At 40.1% G+C, this 17,065-nt stretch carries 17 protein-coding genes; 13 read left to right on the top strand and 4 right to left on the bottom strand.

Annotation, left to right across the window (positions count from 1 at the left end):
- The first annotated feature begins 36 nt into the window (after positions 1-36).
- The 4 genes from AB3G38_RS16420 (at position 37) to polA (ending at position 4,568) form a co-directional block, all read left to right on the top strand.
- The gene (locus AB3G38_RS16420) at positions 37-378 is read left to right on the top strand and encodes a carboxymuconolactone decarboxylase family protein (protein WP_041882030.1); all 342 of its coding nucleotides are present in this window, start codon (positions 37-39) and stop codon (positions 376-378) included.
- 8 nt (positions 379-386) lie between these two features.
- Positions 387-950 (top strand): DNA-3-methyladenine glycosylase I, encoded by a 564-nt coding sequence (locus AB3G38_RS16415; protein WP_367864924.1) that lies wholly within the window; start codon positions 387-389, stop codon positions 948-950.
- The gene (locus tag AB3G38_RS16410) at positions 889-1,647 is read left to right on the top strand and encodes a CPBP family glutamic-type intramembrane protease (RefSeq protein ID WP_367864923.1); all 759 of its coding nucleotides are present in this window, start codon (positions 889-891) and stop codon (positions 1,645-1,647) included. Before AB3G38_RS16415 ends, AB3G38_RS16410 begins: the two co-directional genes overlap by 62 nt.
- A gap of 107 nt (positions 1,648-1,754) precedes the next feature.
- Positions 1,755-4,568 carry a DNA polymerase I gene (polA, locus tag AB3G38_RS16405; protein WP_367864922.1) on the top strand — a complete coding sequence of 938 codons (2,814 nt, stop codon included), beginning with the start codon at positions 1,755-1,757 and terminating at the stop codon, positions 4,566-4,568.
- A gap of 78 nt (positions 4,569-4,646) precedes the next feature.
- Here polA and AB3G38_RS16400 read toward each other — a convergent pair whose 3' ends face one another.
- The 4 genes from AB3G38_RS16400 to AB3G38_RS16385 all read right to left on the bottom strand — a co-directional run bounded on the left by AB3G38_RS16400 (position 4,647) and on the right by AB3G38_RS16385 (position 8,267).
- Positions 4,647-5,324, bottom strand: coding sequence for a metal-dependent hydrolase (locus tag AB3G38_RS16400; RefSeq protein WP_367864921.1), 678 nt, complete (start codon positions 5,322-5,324; stop codon positions 4,647-4,649).
- 18 nt (positions 5,325-5,342) lie between these two features.
- The gene (locus AB3G38_RS16395) at positions 5,343-5,648 is read right to left on the bottom strand and encodes a YbaB/EbfC family nucleoid-associated protein (protein ID WP_367864920.1); all 306 of its coding nucleotides are present in this window, start codon (positions 5,646-5,648) and stop codon (positions 5,343-5,345) included.
- A gap of 272 nt (positions 5,649-5,920) precedes the next feature.
- Positions 5,921-6,997: an NADPH dehydrogenase NamA gene (gene namA, locus AB3G38_RS16390; RefSeq protein ID WP_367864919.1), complete on the bottom strand. Its 1,077-nt coding sequence runs from the start codon at positions 6,995-6,997 to the stop codon at positions 5,921-5,923.
- 115 nt (positions 6,998-7,112) lie between these two features.
- Positions 7,113-8,267, bottom strand: coding sequence for a M28 family metallopeptidase (locus AB3G38_RS16385; RefSeq protein WP_367864918.1), 1,155 nt, complete (start codon positions 8,265-8,267; stop codon positions 7,113-7,115).
- 161 nt (positions 8,268-8,428) lie between these two features.
- On the opposite strand from AB3G38_RS16385, the gene AB3G38_RS16380 reads away from it, so the two are divergent.
- The 9 genes from AB3G38_RS16380 to proC all read left to right on the top strand — a co-directional run bounded on the left by AB3G38_RS16380 (position 8,429) and on the right by proC (position 17,063).
- Positions 8,429-8,863: a hypothetical protein gene (locus AB3G38_RS16380; RefSeq protein ID WP_367864917.1), complete on the top strand. Its 435-nt coding sequence runs from the start codon at positions 8,429-8,431 to the stop codon at positions 8,861-8,863.
- A 429-nt stretch (positions 8,864-9,292) separates the two neighbouring features.
- Positions 9,293-10,000, top strand: coding sequence for an N-acetyltransferase (locus tag AB3G38_RS16375; RefSeq protein ID WP_068404892.1), 708 nt, complete (start codon positions 9,293-9,295; stop codon positions 9,998-10,000).
- A gap of 79 nt (positions 10,001-10,079) precedes the next feature.
- Entirely contained in the window at positions 10,080-11,273 is a 1,194-nt protein-coding gene (argG, locus tag AB3G38_RS16370) for an argininosuccinate synthase (protein WP_367864916.1), read from the top strand.
- Positions 11,263-12,234 (top strand): N-acetyl-gamma-glutamyl-phosphate reductase, encoded by a 972-nt coding sequence (argC, locus tag AB3G38_RS16365; RefSeq protein ID WP_367864915.1) that lies wholly within the window; start codon positions 11,263-11,265, stop codon positions 12,232-12,234. The genes argG and argC overlap by 11 nt, the downstream gene beginning before the upstream one ends.
- Positions 12,235-12,327: 93 nt before the next feature.
- Positions 12,328-13,461: an aspartate aminotransferase family protein gene (locus AB3G38_RS16360; RefSeq protein WP_367864914.1), complete on the top strand. Its 1,134-nt coding sequence runs from the start codon at positions 12,328-12,330 to the stop codon at positions 13,459-13,461.
- Positions 13,458-14,423 (top strand): acetylornithine carbamoyltransferase, encoded by a 966-nt coding sequence (locus AB3G38_RS16355; protein ID WP_367864913.1) that lies wholly within the window; start codon positions 13,458-13,460, stop codon positions 14,421-14,423. Before AB3G38_RS16360 ends, AB3G38_RS16355 begins: the two co-directional genes overlap by 4 nt.
- Positions 14,424-14,491: 68 nt before the next feature.
- Positions 14,492-15,451, top strand: a complete 960-nt coding sequence (locus AB3G38_RS16350) for an alpha/beta fold hydrolase (protein ID WP_367864912.1) — start codon at positions 14,492-14,494, stop codon at positions 15,449-15,451.
- A gap of 3 nt (positions 15,452-15,454) precedes the next feature.
- Positions 15,455-16,243, top strand: coding sequence for an acetylglutamate kinase (gene argB, locus AB3G38_RS16345; RefSeq protein WP_367864911.1), 789 nt, complete (start codon positions 15,455-15,457; stop codon positions 16,241-16,243).
- 1 nt (position 16,244) lies between these two features.
- Positions 16,245-17,063, top strand: a complete 819-nt coding sequence (gene proC, locus AB3G38_RS16340; RefSeq protein ID WP_367864910.1) for a pyrroline-5-carboxylate reductase — start codon at positions 16,245-16,247, stop codon at positions 17,061-17,063.
- Positions 17,064-17,065: the final 2 nt, after the last annotated feature.

Genomic DNA, 17,065 nt, shown 5'->3' with positions numbered 1-17,065 from the left:
AAAACAAATGCTATAACCAGCTATTTAAAATATGATATGGGTAAATTAGTAGAAGAATTTAATGACTACCGTTCAAAGATGAACGACAGAATCATGGAAACTGCCAACACAAACATTAAGCGTTTCTTTGCACTGGATACCACAACCTACGCTGCCGGAGCACTGGATGTGAAAAGTAAAGAAATGATGGGCCTGGTAGCTTCCATGGTTTTGCGCTGCGATGATTGTATCAAATATCATTTGGAAAAATGTTTTGATGCAGGTGTGAATGATGCAGAAATTAATGAAGTATTCATGATCGCAAATCTGGTTGGCGGTTCTATTGTTATCCCGCATTATCGCCGTGCGGTAGAATATTGGGATGAATTAAGTATGTAACACAGCACATGAGCGCAGAAGTGAAAAGATGTGGCTGGTGTGGAACCGACCCTTTGTATATAAAATATCATGATGAAGAATGGGGTAAGCCTGTTTACGATGATCAGGTTTTATTTGAGTTCCTGATTCTGGAAGGTGCACAGGCTGGTTTAAGCTGGATTACGATTCTGCGCAGACGTGAAGGCTATCGTACAGCATTTGCTGGCTTCGATGTAGCAAAAGTAGCTGCTTTTACTGAGGCCGATGCAGAGCGGTTAATGAAGGATACCGGGATTATCAGGAATAAGCTTAAAGTCAATTCTGCCATTAAAAATGCACAGCTTTTTATAGCGATACAAAAGGAGTTCGGCTCTTTTTCCAACTATATATGGGGCTTTTTGCCAGAAGGGAAACCTGTTGTCAATTATTTTAAATCTCTGGGAGAGGTTCCGGCAAGAACGGAAATATCTGATGCGATTAGCAGTGATATGAAAAAACGGGGTTTCAAGTTTTTCGGAACAACGATTTGTTATGCTCATATGCAGGCTACTGGAATGGTTAACGATCATATTGAGGGCTGTATTGCACGCTAAGATGCTGGTGCTGATTGATGATTTAATAGCTTACCTGAAACGTCCTTATCTGGCCAGGATTCCTGAAAAGGTAGAGAGGCCTTTTAATTTAGTATTCAAACTGGCTTTCATCTGTATCATAGCAGGTATTGGCTGCGGGATGTTAACGGGAATATTAATCGGACTGAAAATTATTCCTGATCCTGGGCCATCTGTAATGGACCATAAAAAGATGTCAAAGGTTTTGCTCTTTGTAATGGCTGTAGTTTGGGCACCATTAACTGAAGAGCTTCTTTTCAGGGCGCAGTTAAGACGTTTTACGGCCAGTATTGCTTTTATTGCATTGAGTTGCGGAGCAGTCTTAAGTGCAATAGTTCAAACAGACTGGGCTTTTCTGGTCAGTCCTTTTATTTTTATCATTTTATACCTGGTGTACCGGTACAATCTTTCCCGTAGTATCACTTTAAAGTTTGAATTCTGGAAGCGGATTTTTCCGTGGCATTTTCACCTGACCGCGATTTGTTTTTCGCTGGTACACCTCAGTAATTATGAAAAGGGGATCGGCTTATTACCTTTAGGGATATTGTATACTTTACCTCAGTTAGCTGTTGGGCTTGTTTTGGGTTATACCCGGATGAATTACGGCCTTAAATATTCCTTTGTACTTCATGCGATGTATAATTTCTTTCCTGTCCTTTTATTTCTGTCCAAATACTAAAAATAATCGCAAATTAGGTTAGCTCATCTTCAGATGTTAACTTTGGGCAGATAACCTGTAGCGTAGCTGACAGTGTTCAATATTGATAAAAATATAAATATATTCTAATGAAGAAACTTTTCCTGCTTGACGGTATGGCGTTGATCTACAGAGCGCATTTTGCACTAAGTAAAAGCCCTAGATTTACCTCTACCGGTATCAACACCTCCGCAGTAATGGGCTTTGCCAATACTTTAATGGAAGTCCTGAAAAAGGAAAAACCAAGTCATATCGCAGTAGTTTTTGATACAGATGCACCTACCGAAAGACATACTGATTTTGTTGCTTATAAGGCACATCGGGAAAGTATGCCAGAAGATTTATCTGCTGCTTTACCTTATATCTTTAAATTAATTGAAGGCTTTAACATCCCTGTGATTACCAAGGATGGTTTTGAAGCAGATGATATTATAGGCACATTAGCTAAAGAAGCTGAGAAAGCAGGATTTACTGTTTTTTGTATGACACCTGATAAAGATTTTGCGCAATTGGTTTCTGATAATATCTTTATTTATAAACCAGCACGGATGGGCAATGAGATGGAAATCATCGGCGTTCCTGAAGTACTTGCAAAATGGGAAATAGAAAACGTATTGCAGGTAATCGATATTCTCGGTTTATGGGGAGATGCAGTTGATAATATTCCTGGAATCCCTGGAATAGGAGAAAAAACTGCGAAATTATTGATCAAACAATATGGTTCGATGGAGAACATTATTGCCAATGCAGAGCAGTTGAAAGGTAAACAGCGTGAAAACGTAATTGCATTTGCTGATCAGGGGATGATCTCTAAAAAATTAGCGACTATCATTCTGAATGTTCCTGTTGAGTTTGATGAACAATCTTTATTGTTAGAAGAACCAAGCAGAGAATTATTAGAGCCTCTTTTTGCGGAGTTAGAGTTCCGTACTTTAGGTAAAAGAGTATTTGGAGACGGTTTCAGTATCGGGGACGCGAAAGCAAATGTATCACAGCAAACTGATTTATTCGGTAATTCAGTAGATGAACCGGTTAGCAAAGCCAAAACCTTTGAACAATTACCTAATTTATTTGAGCAGCCTCCGGTAGGAAAAACGATTGCAGATACTAAACCTGATTATCAGCTGGTAGATACTGCGGAGAAAAGAAAAGTATTAATTGATTTACTGCTTCAGCAGGAAAGTATCTCATTTGATACCGAAACAACCGGAATAGATGCGAACAGAGCAGAGCTGGTTGGTCTGTCTTTCTGTATTGAAGCAGGAAAAGCATGGTATGTTCCTGTTTCGGCAGATCAGGCAGAAGCGCAAGCAGTTGTTGATGAATTCAGACCGGTATTGGAAAATGAGAAAATAGGCAAGACCGGCCAGAATATTAAATATGATATTTTAGTGCTTAAATGGTATGGCGTAGATATCAAAGGAAAATTATTTGATACCATGCTGGCACATTACCTGATAGATCCTGATACGCGGCATAATATGGATGTGCTTTCAGAAAACTACCTGGGTTACACACCAATCTCTATTACTACGCTGATTGGCCCGAAAGGAAAGAACCAGGGAACGATGAGAGATGTACCTGTAGAAAGTGTGGTAGATTATGCAGCAGAAGATGCTGATGTTACTTTACAGCTTGCCCATGTTTTCAAGCCAATATTGAAAGAGCTGAACGCAGAAGAACTTATCACCAATATCGAAAACCCACTGGTTTATGTTCTTGCGGATATGGAAAAAGAAGGGGTTAGAATTGATATGGAAACTTTGATCAGCTATTCTAAAGATCTGGAAGTTGATATCCGCAGGTTTGAGCAAAGTGTTTATGATAAAGCGGGTGTAGTATTCAACCTGGCTTCTCCAAAACAATTGGGAGAAGTTCTTTTTGATAAACTGAAGCTGGATCCTAAAGCTAAAAAGACAAAAACAGGGCAATATCAAACTGGGGAAGATGTTTTATCCGCGCTGGCGCATAAAAGTGATATTGTAAAAGATATTCTTGATTTCCGTCAGCTGCAAAAGTTAAAATCAACTTATGTGGATGCCCTTCCTTTATTGGTTAATCCAAAAACAGGCCGTGTACATACAAGTTATAATCAGGCTGTGGCTGCTACGGGAAGATTAAGCTCAAATAATCCAAACCTTCAGAATATTCCTATCCGTACAGAACGTGGCAGGGAAGTCCGTAAAGCATTTATTGCAAGAGATGCAGATCATGTGTTGCTTTCGGCAGATTATTCGCAGATAGAGCTTCGTATCATTGCTGATATCAGTAAGGAAGAAAACATGCTGGATGCTTTTAATAAAGGAATTGATATCCACACGGCAACAGCAGCGAAGGTTTACGGAATCACTATTGAGGAAGTTGATTCTACGCAGCGCCGGAATGCGAAAGCAGTAAACTTTGGTATTATTTACGGGCAGTCTGCGTTTGGTTTGTCTCAGAATCTGGGGATACCGAGAAAAGAAGCTGCGGAGATGATCGAGCAGTACTTTGCACAGTATCCTGGTATCAAAAGATATATGACGGATACGATGAACTTTGCGCGTGAAAATGGCTTTGTGGAAACGATGATGGGTAGAAGAAGATATTTAAGAGATATCAATTCGGCTAATCAGACCGTACGTGGTTTTGCGGAGCGAAATGCAATTAATGCACCGATACAGGGATCAGCGGCTGATATGATCAAGATTGCAATGATTCATATTCATCAGGATATTAAGGAGCAGAAGCTGCAGTCTAAAATGACCATGCAGGTGCATGATGAGCTGGTGTTTGATGTGTTGAAATCTGAAGTTGATGCGATGAAGAAAATTATCACGCACCGGATGAAGACTGCCATCAAAACAACTGTACCTATCGAAATCGAAATCGGAGAAGGCAATACCTGGCTGGAAGCACATTAATAAGAATTGTACTTTAAAACAATTACATAAAAAAAGCGCCTGTTTTCTACAAACAGGCGCTTTTTTTATGTAATTGTTTTAAAGTTGAATTGTTTCTCCTATTTCCGGTAACAACAATGATTTACCTTCTCTCTCGAATTTCTCAACTGCATCTCTCGTATCAATCTCAATTACAGGGAAAGTGTTATAATGAACACCGATTACCTTGCTGCAGTTAATGTACTTAGTTGCAATTAAAGCGTCATCCACATCCATCGTGAAGTTACCACCAATCGGCAGGATCGCGTAATCCAGATTATACAACTCAGCTAAAATCTTCATGTCAAGATTCAATGAGGTATCTCCTGCATAATAGATTGCTTTGCCTCCTGTTTCCAGTACGAATCCTGCAGGATTTCCGCCATAGCTACCATCAGGCATTGAACTTGAATGTGTTGCCCAAACCATGCGTACTTTTCCGAAGTCAAATTTCGCAGAGCCATAATTCATTTGGTGGATATTAGTCAGGCCTTGTTTTTCTGCCCATGCAGCAACCTCAGGCATGGCAATAATCACTGCACCAGTTTGTTTCCCTAAAAGAGCAAGGTCGGCCACATGGTCACCATGTCCATGACTTACCAAAATATAATCAGCCTCGATTTTTGAAATGTCAACAGCCGAAGCCAGCGCATTGTGTGTAATAAATGGATCAAATAGAAACTTCTTTCCGTCAGCTTCTAAGAGGAAGCAGGATTGTCCGTAATAGGTGTATTTCATCTTTATGTGTTTTTTTTGTTATTGGCCGAACATTCCACCTAAACCACCAAGCATGTCCTGGGTTGCAGCTTGCATTTCGGTAGCGTTAACTGTTTCAGCTTGTTGCAATACCTTATTGATGGCCGTTAATAGTAGTTCTTCAATTTCTTCTTTATCAGCTTGTTTATAGAATTCTTCGTTGATGTCTATCGCTGTGATTGTTTTGTTTGCTGTTGAAGTAACTTTAATTGCACCACTTTCAACTTCTGCATGAACGTAAACAGTGTCTAAACGTTTTTTTATTTCTTCAGCTTTTTGCTGAGCAGCCATTAATTTATCGAACATAATCTCTTTTTTTATTGAACAACAAAATTAAGACAAATTGGTTTAGAAACCAGCTTAAAAATAGAGCAAGGCATAACTATTGCTTTAAGGAGATCAGATGGCACAACCTTATTGTATCTGGGTACATTTATTTTGCACTGCCGGGATAAATGGGGTGATTTGGTTATTTATAATTTTAATCCTTTAGAACAACCAAAGATTGAAAGGATAAATACTATAGATGAATTTATAGTGCAAGCAGGCAAGCTGCTTGCTGAAATGGAATTAAGGGGTTAACTCTTTTTTCTTGGTTTGGCGCGTACATATTGATCCGGCCATTTGATTTCATCGTCCAGTTCAAAAGCAGCATGTAATGGGAAATAAGCATCTCTTAAGAGCTCTCTCGCTAAAAGAATCAGGTCAGCTTTTCCTTCCTGAAGAATTTCTTCAGCTTGTTTTGCTTCGGTAATCAGGCCAACTGCACCAGTTAACATGCCTGTTTCTTTCCGGATTGAAGCAGAAAACTGCACCTGGTAACCTGGAAAAAGAGGGATTTCCTGGTAGTGGATATTTCCGCCCGATGAACAGTCAATCAGATCTACATCCTTTGTTTTAAGTATGGCAGACAATTGGATAGAATCTTCAGGTGACCAGCCTTTTTCAGCCCAGTCTGTAGCAGAAATACGGACAAATAAAGGTTTCTCAGTTGTCCATACTTCACGAACGATGTCTACTACTTCCAGTAAAAGACGTATTCTGTTTTCAAAGCTTCCACCGTATTCGTCCGTACGTTTGTTGCTGAGCGGAGAGAAAAACTGGTGAAATAGATAACCGTGGGCCGCATGGATTTCTATCACCTGATAACCAGCCTCTATGCTTCTTAAAGTTGCAGACCTAAAATCAGCCTTTATCTTTTCGATATCACTGCCGGTTAAAGCGATCGGCGGCTCATCATGGTCATGAAAAGGGATTGCACTTGGAGCGACCGTTTTCCAGCCTCCGTCTTTCTCCAGAATCTGCTTACCACCATTCCACGGCAAGTCAAAACTTGCTTTTCTACCAGCATGAGCCAGCTGGATGCCAGCTATTGAGCCCTGTTGATGAATAAAAGAAGTAATGCGTTTCAGTACAGGAACATGGCCATCAGACCAGATCCCTAAATCACCTGGTGAAATTCTTCCAATCGGAGAAACAGCAGTTGCTTCCTGAATGATCAAAGCGGCTCCGCCAACTGCACGGCTGCCTAAATGAACTAAATGCCAATCGTTAGCATAGCCATCTTCTGCGGAATACTGGCACATTGGCGAAACGACAATCCTGTTTTTCAGGCTGATATTTTTTATAGTTAACGGAGATAGTAAAATTGACATCGATGTATGTATTTATAGCAAATAAACGATCACAGTGTCAATTTGTTAGTTTGGAAATTGACACAATTAAATATATGACAGAAAATCGATAATGAATATAGGAATAGTGGCCATATTAAAAAGATTTCATCAATGCAGCATTAAATTTTACAAATAACTTAAATAAGTCGGCAAATTCCGTTAAAGGCAGAGTTGCAGGTATATCATCTACATCGTGATAAGCACTTACTCCTCCCTGAGTATAAATAAAGAAGGCAGGGACACCTTTTTCAGTGAAAAAATAATGATCGCTGTTAGCCGCTTTGTTCCGGGGGGTAATTTTGCTGAGGTAATGATGCTGATCATTGATCTTATTCAGCAAAGAGAATTCTTTTGGAAGGATAGTCGCATTGACCACAGTAATTCCTTTTTCGCCTGTGCCGACCATATCTACATTGATCAGAAACCTGATACTGGATAGCGGAACAGGGGGGAAGGTGGTAAAGTAAGAAGAACCTTTAAGTCCAGGCTCTTCACCGGCAAAACAAACGAAAGCAATGGTATAAGGCGCTGGGTTTTTAGCATAATACTTCGCCAGATTTAATAAAAGAGCTATTCCGCTGGCATTGTCATTGGCCCCGGGAAAAAATGTATGTTCTCCCATACCGCCTAAATGGTCGTAATGTGCGGTCATCATTAATATTGAATCCGGATGTTTTGTCCCTTTGACCACGCCACAGATATTGCTCGTTATAAATTCTGGAATAACCTCATTGTCAATAGCTACGCTAATGGAGTCGGGTTTAATCGTCAATGCCTTTTTATTGATTTCAACAACGGTATAGTCATTTGCCTTTTGTGCAACGCTCCAGGTCAGCTTATCTTTAAGTAAAACAAACATCCGCTGGGCACGGTTCATATAGATACTGTCTTTTTGTTCCAGTTTCATACTGCCATGCAGGCCCTGGCTTGAAGGTTCAATAATGAAATCCTTGCCAGGAACCAGCTTTTCCCCATTCACTGCTACTTCCATTTTACCAGGAAAAGTATTTACGGGGTAAGAGAAATTCTGTCTGTAATCATTTCCTTCCATAGGCTTCAGGCCTGCCTTTTTAAATTCGTCACAAAGGTAAATCGCGGCCTTGGCCATTCCCTCTTTGGTATAGCCTCTTCCCCAGAAATCGGGAGCAGCCATTTTGTTTATTGTTTTTCTGGCTGCGCGTAAGTCCTGTGCAGAGGTTATTGAGGTAAATGCAAGAGGTAAAAAAAGAAAGAAAAGGAGTTTCTTCATGAAAAGGGATGTTAGCTTATAAATGATAAACGTACAAATAAATAAACATCTTGCATTTTATCTATACAATCTGAATTTAAAATAGATTTACGGGATTGTGATTATGACTTTGTCTCCTAACTTAGGGGATAAATTTATTCACGTTGTTTAAAATAGAAATAATGAAAGTTACCAAGCCTCTGCTTTTATTTGCTATAAGTGCAATCGCAGTTCTGATACAAGGATGCGATAGCAGAGAGAAAAAGGTAGTCCGTACCTCTTATCTTGCAATTAAGGGAGCCGATACGGCTATTCTGAAATTAACTATTACAGGGACGCAATTTATAGGGCAGTATGAAGTGAACTATCATGGTAGTTTTAAAGATTCCGGAGATGTAAAGGGAGCTATCAAAGGAGATACTTTGATCGGGGATTACCATTTTCAGCATTATGGTCTTGAAAAATGGTTCCGGGGGCCAATAGCTTTGCTAAAGAAAGACGGAAGGCTGATTTTGGGAACAGGTATGCTGGAAAACTACCTGGGGATAAGTTATTTTAAAAAGGGTGCACCGATTGATTATAGCGCACCTAAATTCATATTCCAAAAATCGTATTAGTTATCCTCCTGGTTTTTCGCAGGTTTCTATCCTGAAATTTAACAAAAATTTAATCTTTACTATCAACAGCTATAACGTATTTTTGAGCGGTGACGTCATGAGATCCAAGGAGTTGATGAAATGTAAAAAAATAAAAAACCTGTTGCACAACTCGAAATTTATTTAAACCTTTACACTATTAATATTTTAAAGCGGGAATTATACAGAAAATGATCAAACAGATAATACATAAACTTTCAATCGTAACAGCAAAGAACATTGCTGCGAGAAGTTTATATATTGAACGTCTGGAGCCTGTCATTTATGTAACAACCAGCCGGCAAAATTACACACCCCGTATTTGAGTTAATTCTAACTCAATCCTGAGAATTTTATAGCTCCTCAGAACCAATTAATAAGAATATTTTATCTTTTTTTCGTTAACTATTAATGAATATAAACGATTTTATAGTGCAGGTTGCACTTCCTGAACATCGTGTTTTTGCAGAAGAAATCTGTGAAGAAATGGCTGAATCTGCTAAAGCACGAGGTACAGGTATCGCTAAACGCTCGCCCGAATATGTTGCGGGAAAGATGACTGAAGGTAAATCAGTTATTGCTTTCCACAAAGACGGCTCCTGGGCTGGGTTCTGTTATATTGAAACATGGAGCCATGGCCAGTTTGTGGCCAATTCAGGTTTGGTAGTCAGCCCCAAATACAGAAAGATGGGGCTTGCCCATACGATTAAGTATAAAATCTTCGAATTATCACGTCACAAATATCCTAAAGCCAAGATCTTCGGATTAACGACGGGGCTGGCAGTAATGAAAATTAACTCCGACCTGGGTTATGAACCTGTAACTTATTCAGAACTTTCACAAGATGAAGAATTCTGGAAGGGGTGTCAAAGCTGCGTGAACTTTGAGATTCTGAAAAGCAAAGACCGTAAAAACTGTATGTGTACAGCAATGCTTTACGATCCTGCAACGCAAAAACATGATGTAGCAAAGAAATTTGCTGAGGAATTAGAGCGTAAACCTAAATTATACGAGCGTTTTATGCGCATTAAACAAAGATTAGTGCTTAAGCCAAAATCATCAGATGACAAAGGAAGCTTAAAATCATTCTTACACCAATCAGTCCTATTTTTTAAATAACAACAACTAAAACGGTTATGGAGGCTGACAGGCGTAGAAACGCAGGTAAGTTTCATCACCACAAAAACACACATTGCTCATGAAAAAGAAAGTAGTTTTAGCTTTTAGCGGAGGTTTAGATACTTCATTTTGCTGTATTCACCTGGCTCAGGACCGTGGACTGGAAGTTCATTCGGTCATTGTTAATACAGGTGGTTTTTCTGATGAAGAATTACAGGAAATCGAAAAAAGAGCTTACGCTTTAGGGGTGGCCTCTCATGCTGTAGTTGATGAAACTGCAAATTATTACGATGGCTGTATTAAATACCTGGTATTTGGTAATGTATTGAAAAATGCAACTTATCCACTTTCTGTAAGTGCTGAACGTGTAAGCCAGGCTACTGCCATAGCAAATTATGTTAAAAAAATAGGTGCTGATTATGTAGCACACGGAAGTACTGGAGCTGGTAATGATCAGGTACGTTTTGATATGATCTTTAATATTATCATTCCTAACGTAGAGATTATCACACCAATCAGAGATTTGAAATTATCCCGCGAAGCGGAAATAGAATATTTAAGTAAACACGGAGTTGAATATAGCGCTGAAAAAGCAAGATATTCTATCAACAAAGGTTTATGGGGTACATCAGTAGGAGGAAAAGAAACTTTAACTTCTAACGAGACTTTACCAGAGGAAGCATGGCCAACACAAGTTTCTGAAACTAAGAGCCGCAAAATTGAGCTTACTTTTGAAAAAGGAGAACTGGTTGCCCTGGATGGTGAGCAATTAGAACCGGTAAAAGCGATTCAGAAATTACAGGCGATTGCACAACCTTATGGGATTGGACGTGATATCCATGTTGGAGATACAATCATTGGAATTAAAGGACGTGTAGGTTTTGAAGCTGCCGCACCAATGGTGATTATCAAAGCACACCATACTTTAGAAAAACATACTTTAACAAAATGGCAGTTGTCATGGAAAGAGCAATTGGCTTCTTTTTATGGAAACTGGCTGCATGAAGGTCAATTCCATGATCCGATCATGCGTAACATTGAAGCTTTCCTTGCAGATACACAACATACGGTAAGCGGAAAAGTATTTGTAGAGTTATTGCCATACAGATTCCAGATCATCGGTATCGAATCTAAACATGATTTGATGAGCAATAAATTTGGCAGCTACGGAGAAATGAACAATGCATGGAGCGGTGAGGATGTTAAAGGGTTCTCTAAAATATTTGGTAACCAGGTAATGATCTGGCATAAAGTGAACGGAAATGAAGATTAAAGCAGGTATAGTTGGCGGTGCCGGATATACCGGTGGTGAAATGCTGCGCCTGCTGGTTAATCATGAAGGCGTAGAAATCGTATTTGTACATAGCAACAGTAATGCTGGAAATCTGATCTCAGCTGTCCACACCGATCTTTTAGGAGATACTGACCTGTGTTTTACAGCTGAACTTTCTTCTGCCATAGACGTGCTTTTTTTATGCGTAGGCCATGGCGATGCAAAGAAATTCCTGGCTGCAAACCCTATTGCAGCTGGTATTAAAATAATAGACCTGAGCCAGGACTTCAGATTGGCTGAAGCTGCGGGTCAGGATTGGGTTTATGGTTTACCTGAACTAAACAGGGAACGTATTCAATCGGCAAACTTTATCGCAAATCCGGGTTGTTTTGCAACTTGTATCCAACTGGCTTTATTGCCACTGGCAGCAAAAGGATTATTGAAAAGTGAAGTTCATATCAATGCAACAACTGGCTCAACAGGAGCAGGACAAAGTTTGGCGGCAACTTCTCATTTTAGCTGGCGTAACAATAATCTATCTGTTTATAAGGCTTTTGAGCATCAGCATCTGAATGAAATCGGAGAAAGCCTTTTACAGCTGGATACTGACTTTAACCAGGAGCTGAACTTTATCCCGCAACGCGGAGACTTTACAAGAGGTATTCTTGCTGCGGTTTACCTGGAAAGCGATTTAACGGCAGAACAGGCACAGACTCTTTACGAAGACTATTATAGCGGACATCCTTTTACGCATGTCAGTTCAAAGAATATTGACCTTAAGCAAGTGGTGAATACGAATAAGGGTTTAGTACATGTAGAGAAACATGGCAACAAATTATTAATAATCAGCATGATTGATAATCTGTTAAAAGGAGCAAGCGGACAGGCGGTACAGAATATGAATTTGATGTTTGGATTAGACGAACGGCAAGGGTTGAAACTTAAAGCAGCTGCTTTTTAAATCAACAAATACGCCTGCTTAAACAGGCATTGCAATCAAATTATTTTATGAATCTCCTGAGGTGAAAACCTGGGCTAAAAAGCTTTAAAAAAGATGAACTTATTCGATGTATACCCTTTAAATGATATAGAAATTGTTAAAGCGTCTGGTAGTGCCGTATGGGATGCCAATGGGCAGGAATATCTTGATCTTTACGGTGGACATGCCGTAATTTCTATTGGTCATACGCACCCTCACTATGTAAAACGTTTAACAGACCAGTTGAACAAAGTAGGATTTTACTCTAATTCAGTGAAAATACCTTTGCAGGTGGAGCTTGCTGAGAAACTGGGTAAAGTTTCTGGAAAGACTGATTTTCAGCTATTTCTTTGTAATTCTGGTGCTGAGGCCAATGAAAATGCTTTAAAACTGGCTTCTTTCTATAATGGAAGAAAAAAAGTGATCGCTTTTAAAGGAGCTTTTCACGGCCGTACATCCCTAGCGGTTGCGGCAACGGATAACCCTAAAATTATTGCGCCGGTCAACAGCACAGATCATATCGTTTTTCTGCCCTTCAATGATGAGGATGCCTTGAAACAGGCTTTCGCAGCATATGGAGAAGAAATCAGCGCTGTGATTATTGAAGGCATACAAGGTGTTGGCGGAATTAAAGAAGCTGCTGTAAGCTTCCTTCAACTAATCCGCACATTATGTGACGAATATAATGCAGTTTATATCGCTGATAGTGTTCAATGTGGTTATGGCAGGACAGGCATATTTTATTCTCATGATTATGCCGGGGTAAATGCCGATGTATACACTATGGCCAAAGGAATGGGAAATGGATTTCCTGTAGCGGGAATTTCTATTGCTCCTAAATTTACAGCGTGGCATTCTATGCTGGGCACTACTTTTGGCGGAAACCACCTGGCTTGCGCAGCTGCATTAGCTGTACTGGAAGTCATGGAACAAGATCAGCTGATGGAAAATGCAGCAAAAATTGGTGATTATTTAATTGCTGAACTTAAAAAGATCGAAGAAATCCGTGAAGTAAGAGGACGTGGTTTAATGATCGGTATTGAGCTTCCTGAAGAACTTTCACAGGTTAAAAAGAACTTGCTGTTCAAGCAATTCATCTTTACAGGAGAAGCCAAACCAAATGTGATCAGATTATTGCCTGCGCTTAATCTGACCAAAGCACAAGCAGATCAATTTTTAGAAAACTTTAAAATTGCTATAAAAGGATGAACCAGTTCACTTCAGTAAACGATGTTGAAGACATCGGCCAATTAGTAAAAGATGCTCTTGCTTTAAAGCGCAATCCTTATGCAGATCAGCAGTTAGGAAAAAACAAGACGCTTGGACTTGTTTTTCTGAATCCAAGCCTGCGTACCCGCTTAAGTACCCAGAAAGCAGCCATTAATTTAGGAATGAGTGTAATGGTGATGAATATGGATAAAGAGGGATGGGCACTGGAAACTGAAGACGGCGTGGTCATGAACGGGACTACTGTAGAGCATATCCGCGAAGCAGCAGCAGTAATGGGGCAGTATTGTGATATACTGGGACTTCGTTCTTTTCCAAAACTGGTAAACAGGGAGGAAGATTACAACGAAGATTTCTTTAATAAGTTTATCAAATATTGCGGTGTTCCTGTGGTAAGTTTAGAAAGTGCTACCCGTCACCCTTTGCAAAGTCTGGCGGATCTGGTAACGATTAAAGAAACCTGGAAAGGAACAACTAAACCTAAAGTGGTTTTGGCCTGGGCTCCGCATATCAAGGCTTTGCCACAAGCAGTTCCAAACTCTTTTGCAGAATGGATGTGTAAAGCGCAGCAGGAGGATATGCTGGACTTTACAATTGTTCAGCCTGAAGGGTATGAACTTTCCGAAGATTTTACATCAGGTGCCCATATTACGAACAACCTGGAGGAAGCATTGGCAGGTGCAGATTATATTTATGTAAAAAACTGGTCCAGTTATAAAGAATACGGTAAAATCCTGCCTTACCCCGAAGGATGGATGCTGAACAATGAACTTTTAAAAGGCACAAATGATGCAAAAGTGATGCATTGTTTACCGGTTAGAAGGGATCTGGAGCTTTCGTCTGAGATACTGGACGGGCCAAATTCTTTAGTAGTCCATGAGGCGGGAAATCGCTTATGGGCAGCACAGGCAGTTTTGAAAGGTCTGTTACAAAAGCTATCTTAGGGGATGCCTGATTGATTAAGAAATCAGGCCTCTATTGACTTAAAAACCGTTAAAACATCAGAAATCTCATGAAAAGGTTCAATCTTTTATTCTGTGCGCTTTGTTTTGCCGCATTCTCTTTTGCTCAGCAAAAAACTGTAGATAGCTGGACTGATGGTAAATTTGTTACTGTCAACGGTGCTAAGTTATGGGTGGTTACTGTTGGTCAGGGTGATCCGGTTATTTTTATTGCTGGCGGCCCTGGTGGTGCACATCCTGGTTTAAGAAGTTTTGATCCTTTAGCAGACGCAAATCATCAGTTGATTTATTTTGATGGGTTTGGCAGAGGAAAATCAGATACTGCAAAAGTAGTTTCAGCTTATAGTCTGCAAAGAGATATTGAAGATATAGAAGGTTTAAGAAAAGCATTAAAACTTAATAAAGTGTCTCTTTTAGGACACTCTTACGGCGGGTTAGTTGCACAAGGATATGCCATTAAGTACCCAGCTCATGTAAGTCACCTGATCCTGGCCAATACTTTTCACAGTTATGTGATGTGGCAGGAAAATGATGACAATTCTAACCATGAGATCAAAACGAATTATCCGGAAGTCTGGGCTGACCTGATGAAAATCAGGGAGCAGGGGGCGGTTTCAAGTGATGCCGCGCATCAGGAGATTTATGGTAAAGTTCCTTATGGATTTTTATATGCGTATAATCCTGGTCAGTTTGTTTCCAGAGGCAGAAAACCTTATCCAAACAGCATGAATACTAAATTATACTATCAAATGGTAGGCAGGGATGGTGATTTTTATGTGGGAAGTGATATAGGAACTTTTGACTTCAGGAAACAGTTAAAGGATTTAAAGATGCCGATATTAGTAATTGGCGGTCGTTTCGACAGAGTAGCCACACCCTGGATGATGGTAAAGTATAAAGAATATTGTCCACAGGCACAGTTTGTAATGTTTGAGAAATCGGGTCATAATCCACAGATAGAAGAGCCGGAAAAAGAATTTCCTATCATCAATGAGTTCCTTAAGAAATAAAGCATGAAGCAGTTAACAGTGATAAAGATAGGTGGAAATGTAATTGATAATTCAGAGAAGCTACATCAGTTTCTCGTTGATTTTACAGCTTTACCAGGAGATAAGATCCTGATCCATGGAGGCGGTAAGATTGCCACAGAATTGGGAAACTCTCTGGGAATTGAACCTAAACTGGTTGATGGCAGAAGAATTACAGATATTGAAACCCTTCGCGTAGTGACAATGGTTTACGGAGGGCTGATTAATAAAAATATGGTAGCGCAGTTACAGGCCAGAGGATGTAATGCGATTGGATTAAGCGGAGCAGATGGCAACGTGATTAAGGCGGTAAAACGTCCTGTTAAAGAGATAGACTTTGGTTTTGTAGGTGATCTGGATGAACATTCTGTTTCGGTAACCACATTGGATAGTTTACTGAAGAGTAACCTGACTCCTGTTTTATGTGCGATTACGCATGATGGAGATAGTCAGTTGCTGAATACCAATGCAGATACGATTGCTTCGGCTGTTGCTGTCGCGATGTCTTCGGTTTATGAAACACGCCTGGTTTACTGTTTTGAGAAAAAGGGTGTTTTGCGTGATGTGGAGGACGAAACTTCGCTGGTAACAGAGATTAAAAGAGAAGATTTTGAGCGCTTACAAACCGAAGGGATAGTTTCAGGAGGGATGATCCCTAAATTACATAATGCATTTGAAGCCATCAGACAAGGAGTTAAGGCGGTCTATATTGGCAAAGCAGATGAATTACCACAGATTGATACACAGGGTCTAGGAACCCGATTAATAGATTAATATGGGACAATTTACAGGCAAGATAGCGATACTGGGCAGTGGTAATATTGGAATTTCACTAGCCAAAGGATTAGTTAAAGCGAATTATGTACAGGCAGGTGCGATTACTTTAACCAGGAGAACTTTAAGTCATTTAACCGGATTTGCAAATCTTGGTTATCAGATAAGTGCTGATAATGCTGCGGCTGTAGCGGCTTCGGATGTGATTGTTCTGGCTGTTTTACCACAGCAGCTCAATCAGCTGATGGAACAGATTTCCGGAGCGATTGATATCAAGCGGCATGTGGTGATTTCTGTGGCCTCAGGAGTGAGCTGTGCCGCAATCCGGGAGAAACTAGGGGAGCAATTAGAAGTTATTCGTGCGATGCCTAATACGGCTATCGCTATTGGCCAGTCTATGACCTGTGTAGCTGCGGATCAGGCTTCGGCAGAAAATATAGCTGAAGTAACCAGAATGTTTGAAACCGTTGGCGCAGTAGTTAAAATTAATGAAGACCTGATGACTGCTGCAACTGCTTTGTGTGCTTGTGGTATTGCTTTCTTTTTAAGAGGGATCCGTGCGGCTTCACAAGGAGGTGTAGAAATTGGGTTCCACGCAGATGAGGCACTGAAAATGGCTGTTCAGACTGCAAAAGGAGCCGCAGATTTACTGTTGCAGATGCAATCGCATCCAGAGCAGGAAATTGATAAAGTAACTTCGCCAAAGGGATGTACTATTGCAGGCTTGAATGAAATGGAGCACAATGGATTCAGTTCATCCCTGATCAAAGGCATTAAGCTTTCAGCTATAAAAGCCGGGGCATTATATACAAAAGAATAAAT

The sequence above is a fragment of the Pedobacter sp. WC2423 genome (assembly GCF_040822065.1).
Classification (GTDB): domain Bacteria; phylum Bacteroidota; class Bacteroidia; order Sphingobacteriales; family Sphingobacteriaceae; genus Pedobacter.
Note: the sequence above shows the minus strand (reverse complement) of the source record. Positions and strands in the feature narration are given on the sequence as shown.

Excerpts from the sequence above, each read along its gene's own strand:
- argC (WP_367864915.1), top strand. The coding sequence starts at position 11,263 with ATGAAGATTAAAGCAGGTATAGTTGGCGGTGCCGGATATACCGGTGGT.
- AB3G38_RS16355 (WP_367864913.1), top strand. The coding sequence starts at position 13,458 with ATGAACCAGTTCACTTCAGTAAACGATGTTGAAGACATCGGCCAATTA.
- AB3G38_RS16420 (WP_041882030.1), top strand. The coding sequence starts at position 37 with ATGGGTAAATTAGTAGAAGAATTTAATGACTACCGTTCAAAGATGAAC.
- AB3G38_RS16395 (WP_367864920.1), bottom strand. The coding sequence starts at position 5,648 with ATGTTCGATAAATTAATGGCTGCTCAGCAAAAAGCTGAAGAAATAAAA.
- AB3G38_RS16380 (WP_367864917.1), top strand. The coding sequence starts at position 8,429 with ATGAAAGTTACCAAGCCTCTGCTTTTATTTGCTATAAGTGCAATCGCA.
- polA (WP_367864922.1), top strand. The coding sequence starts at position 1,755 with ATGAAGAAACTTTTCCTGCTTGACGGTATGGCGTTGATCTACAGAGCG.
- AB3G38_RS16400 (WP_367864921.1), bottom strand. The coding sequence starts at position 5,324 with ATGAAATACACCTATTACGGACAATCCTGCTTCCTCTTAGAAGCTGAC.
- AB3G38_RS16350 (WP_367864912.1), top strand. The coding sequence starts at position 14,492 with ATGAAAAGGTTCAATCTTTTATTCTGTGCGCTTTGTTTTGCCGCATTC.
- argB (WP_367864911.1), top strand. The coding sequence starts at position 15,455 with ATGAAGCAGTTAACAGTGATAAAGATAGGTGGAAATGTAATTGATAAT.
- AB3G38_RS16375 (WP_068404892.1), top strand. The coding sequence starts at position 9,293 with ATGAATATAAACGATTTTATAGTGCAGGTTGCACTTCCTGAACATCGT.
- AB3G38_RS16385 (WP_367864918.1), bottom strand. The coding sequence starts at position 8,267 with ATGAAGAAACTCCTTTTCTTTCTTTTTTTACCTCTTGCATTTACCTCA.
- proC (WP_367864910.1), top strand. The coding sequence starts at position 16,245 with ATGGGACAATTTACAGGCAAGATAGCGATACTGGGCAGTGGTAATATT.
- argG (WP_367864916.1), top strand. The coding sequence starts at position 10,080 with ATGAAAAAGAAAGTAGTTTTAGCTTTTAGCGGAGGTTTAGATACTTCA.
- AB3G38_RS16360 (WP_367864914.1), top strand. The coding sequence starts at position 12,328 with ATGAACTTATTCGATGTATACCCTTTAAATGATATAGAAATTGTTAAA.
- AB3G38_RS16410 (WP_367864923.1), top strand. The coding sequence starts at position 889 with ATGCTCATATGCAGGCTACTGGAATGGTTAACGATCATATTGAGGGCT.
- namA (WP_367864919.1), bottom strand. The coding sequence starts at position 6,997 with ATGTCAATTTTACTATCTCCGTTAACTATAAAAAATATCAGCCTGAAA.
- AB3G38_RS16415 (WP_367864924.1), top strand. The coding sequence starts at position 387 with ATGAGCGCAGAAGTGAAAAGATGTGGCTGGTGTGGAACCGACCCTTTG.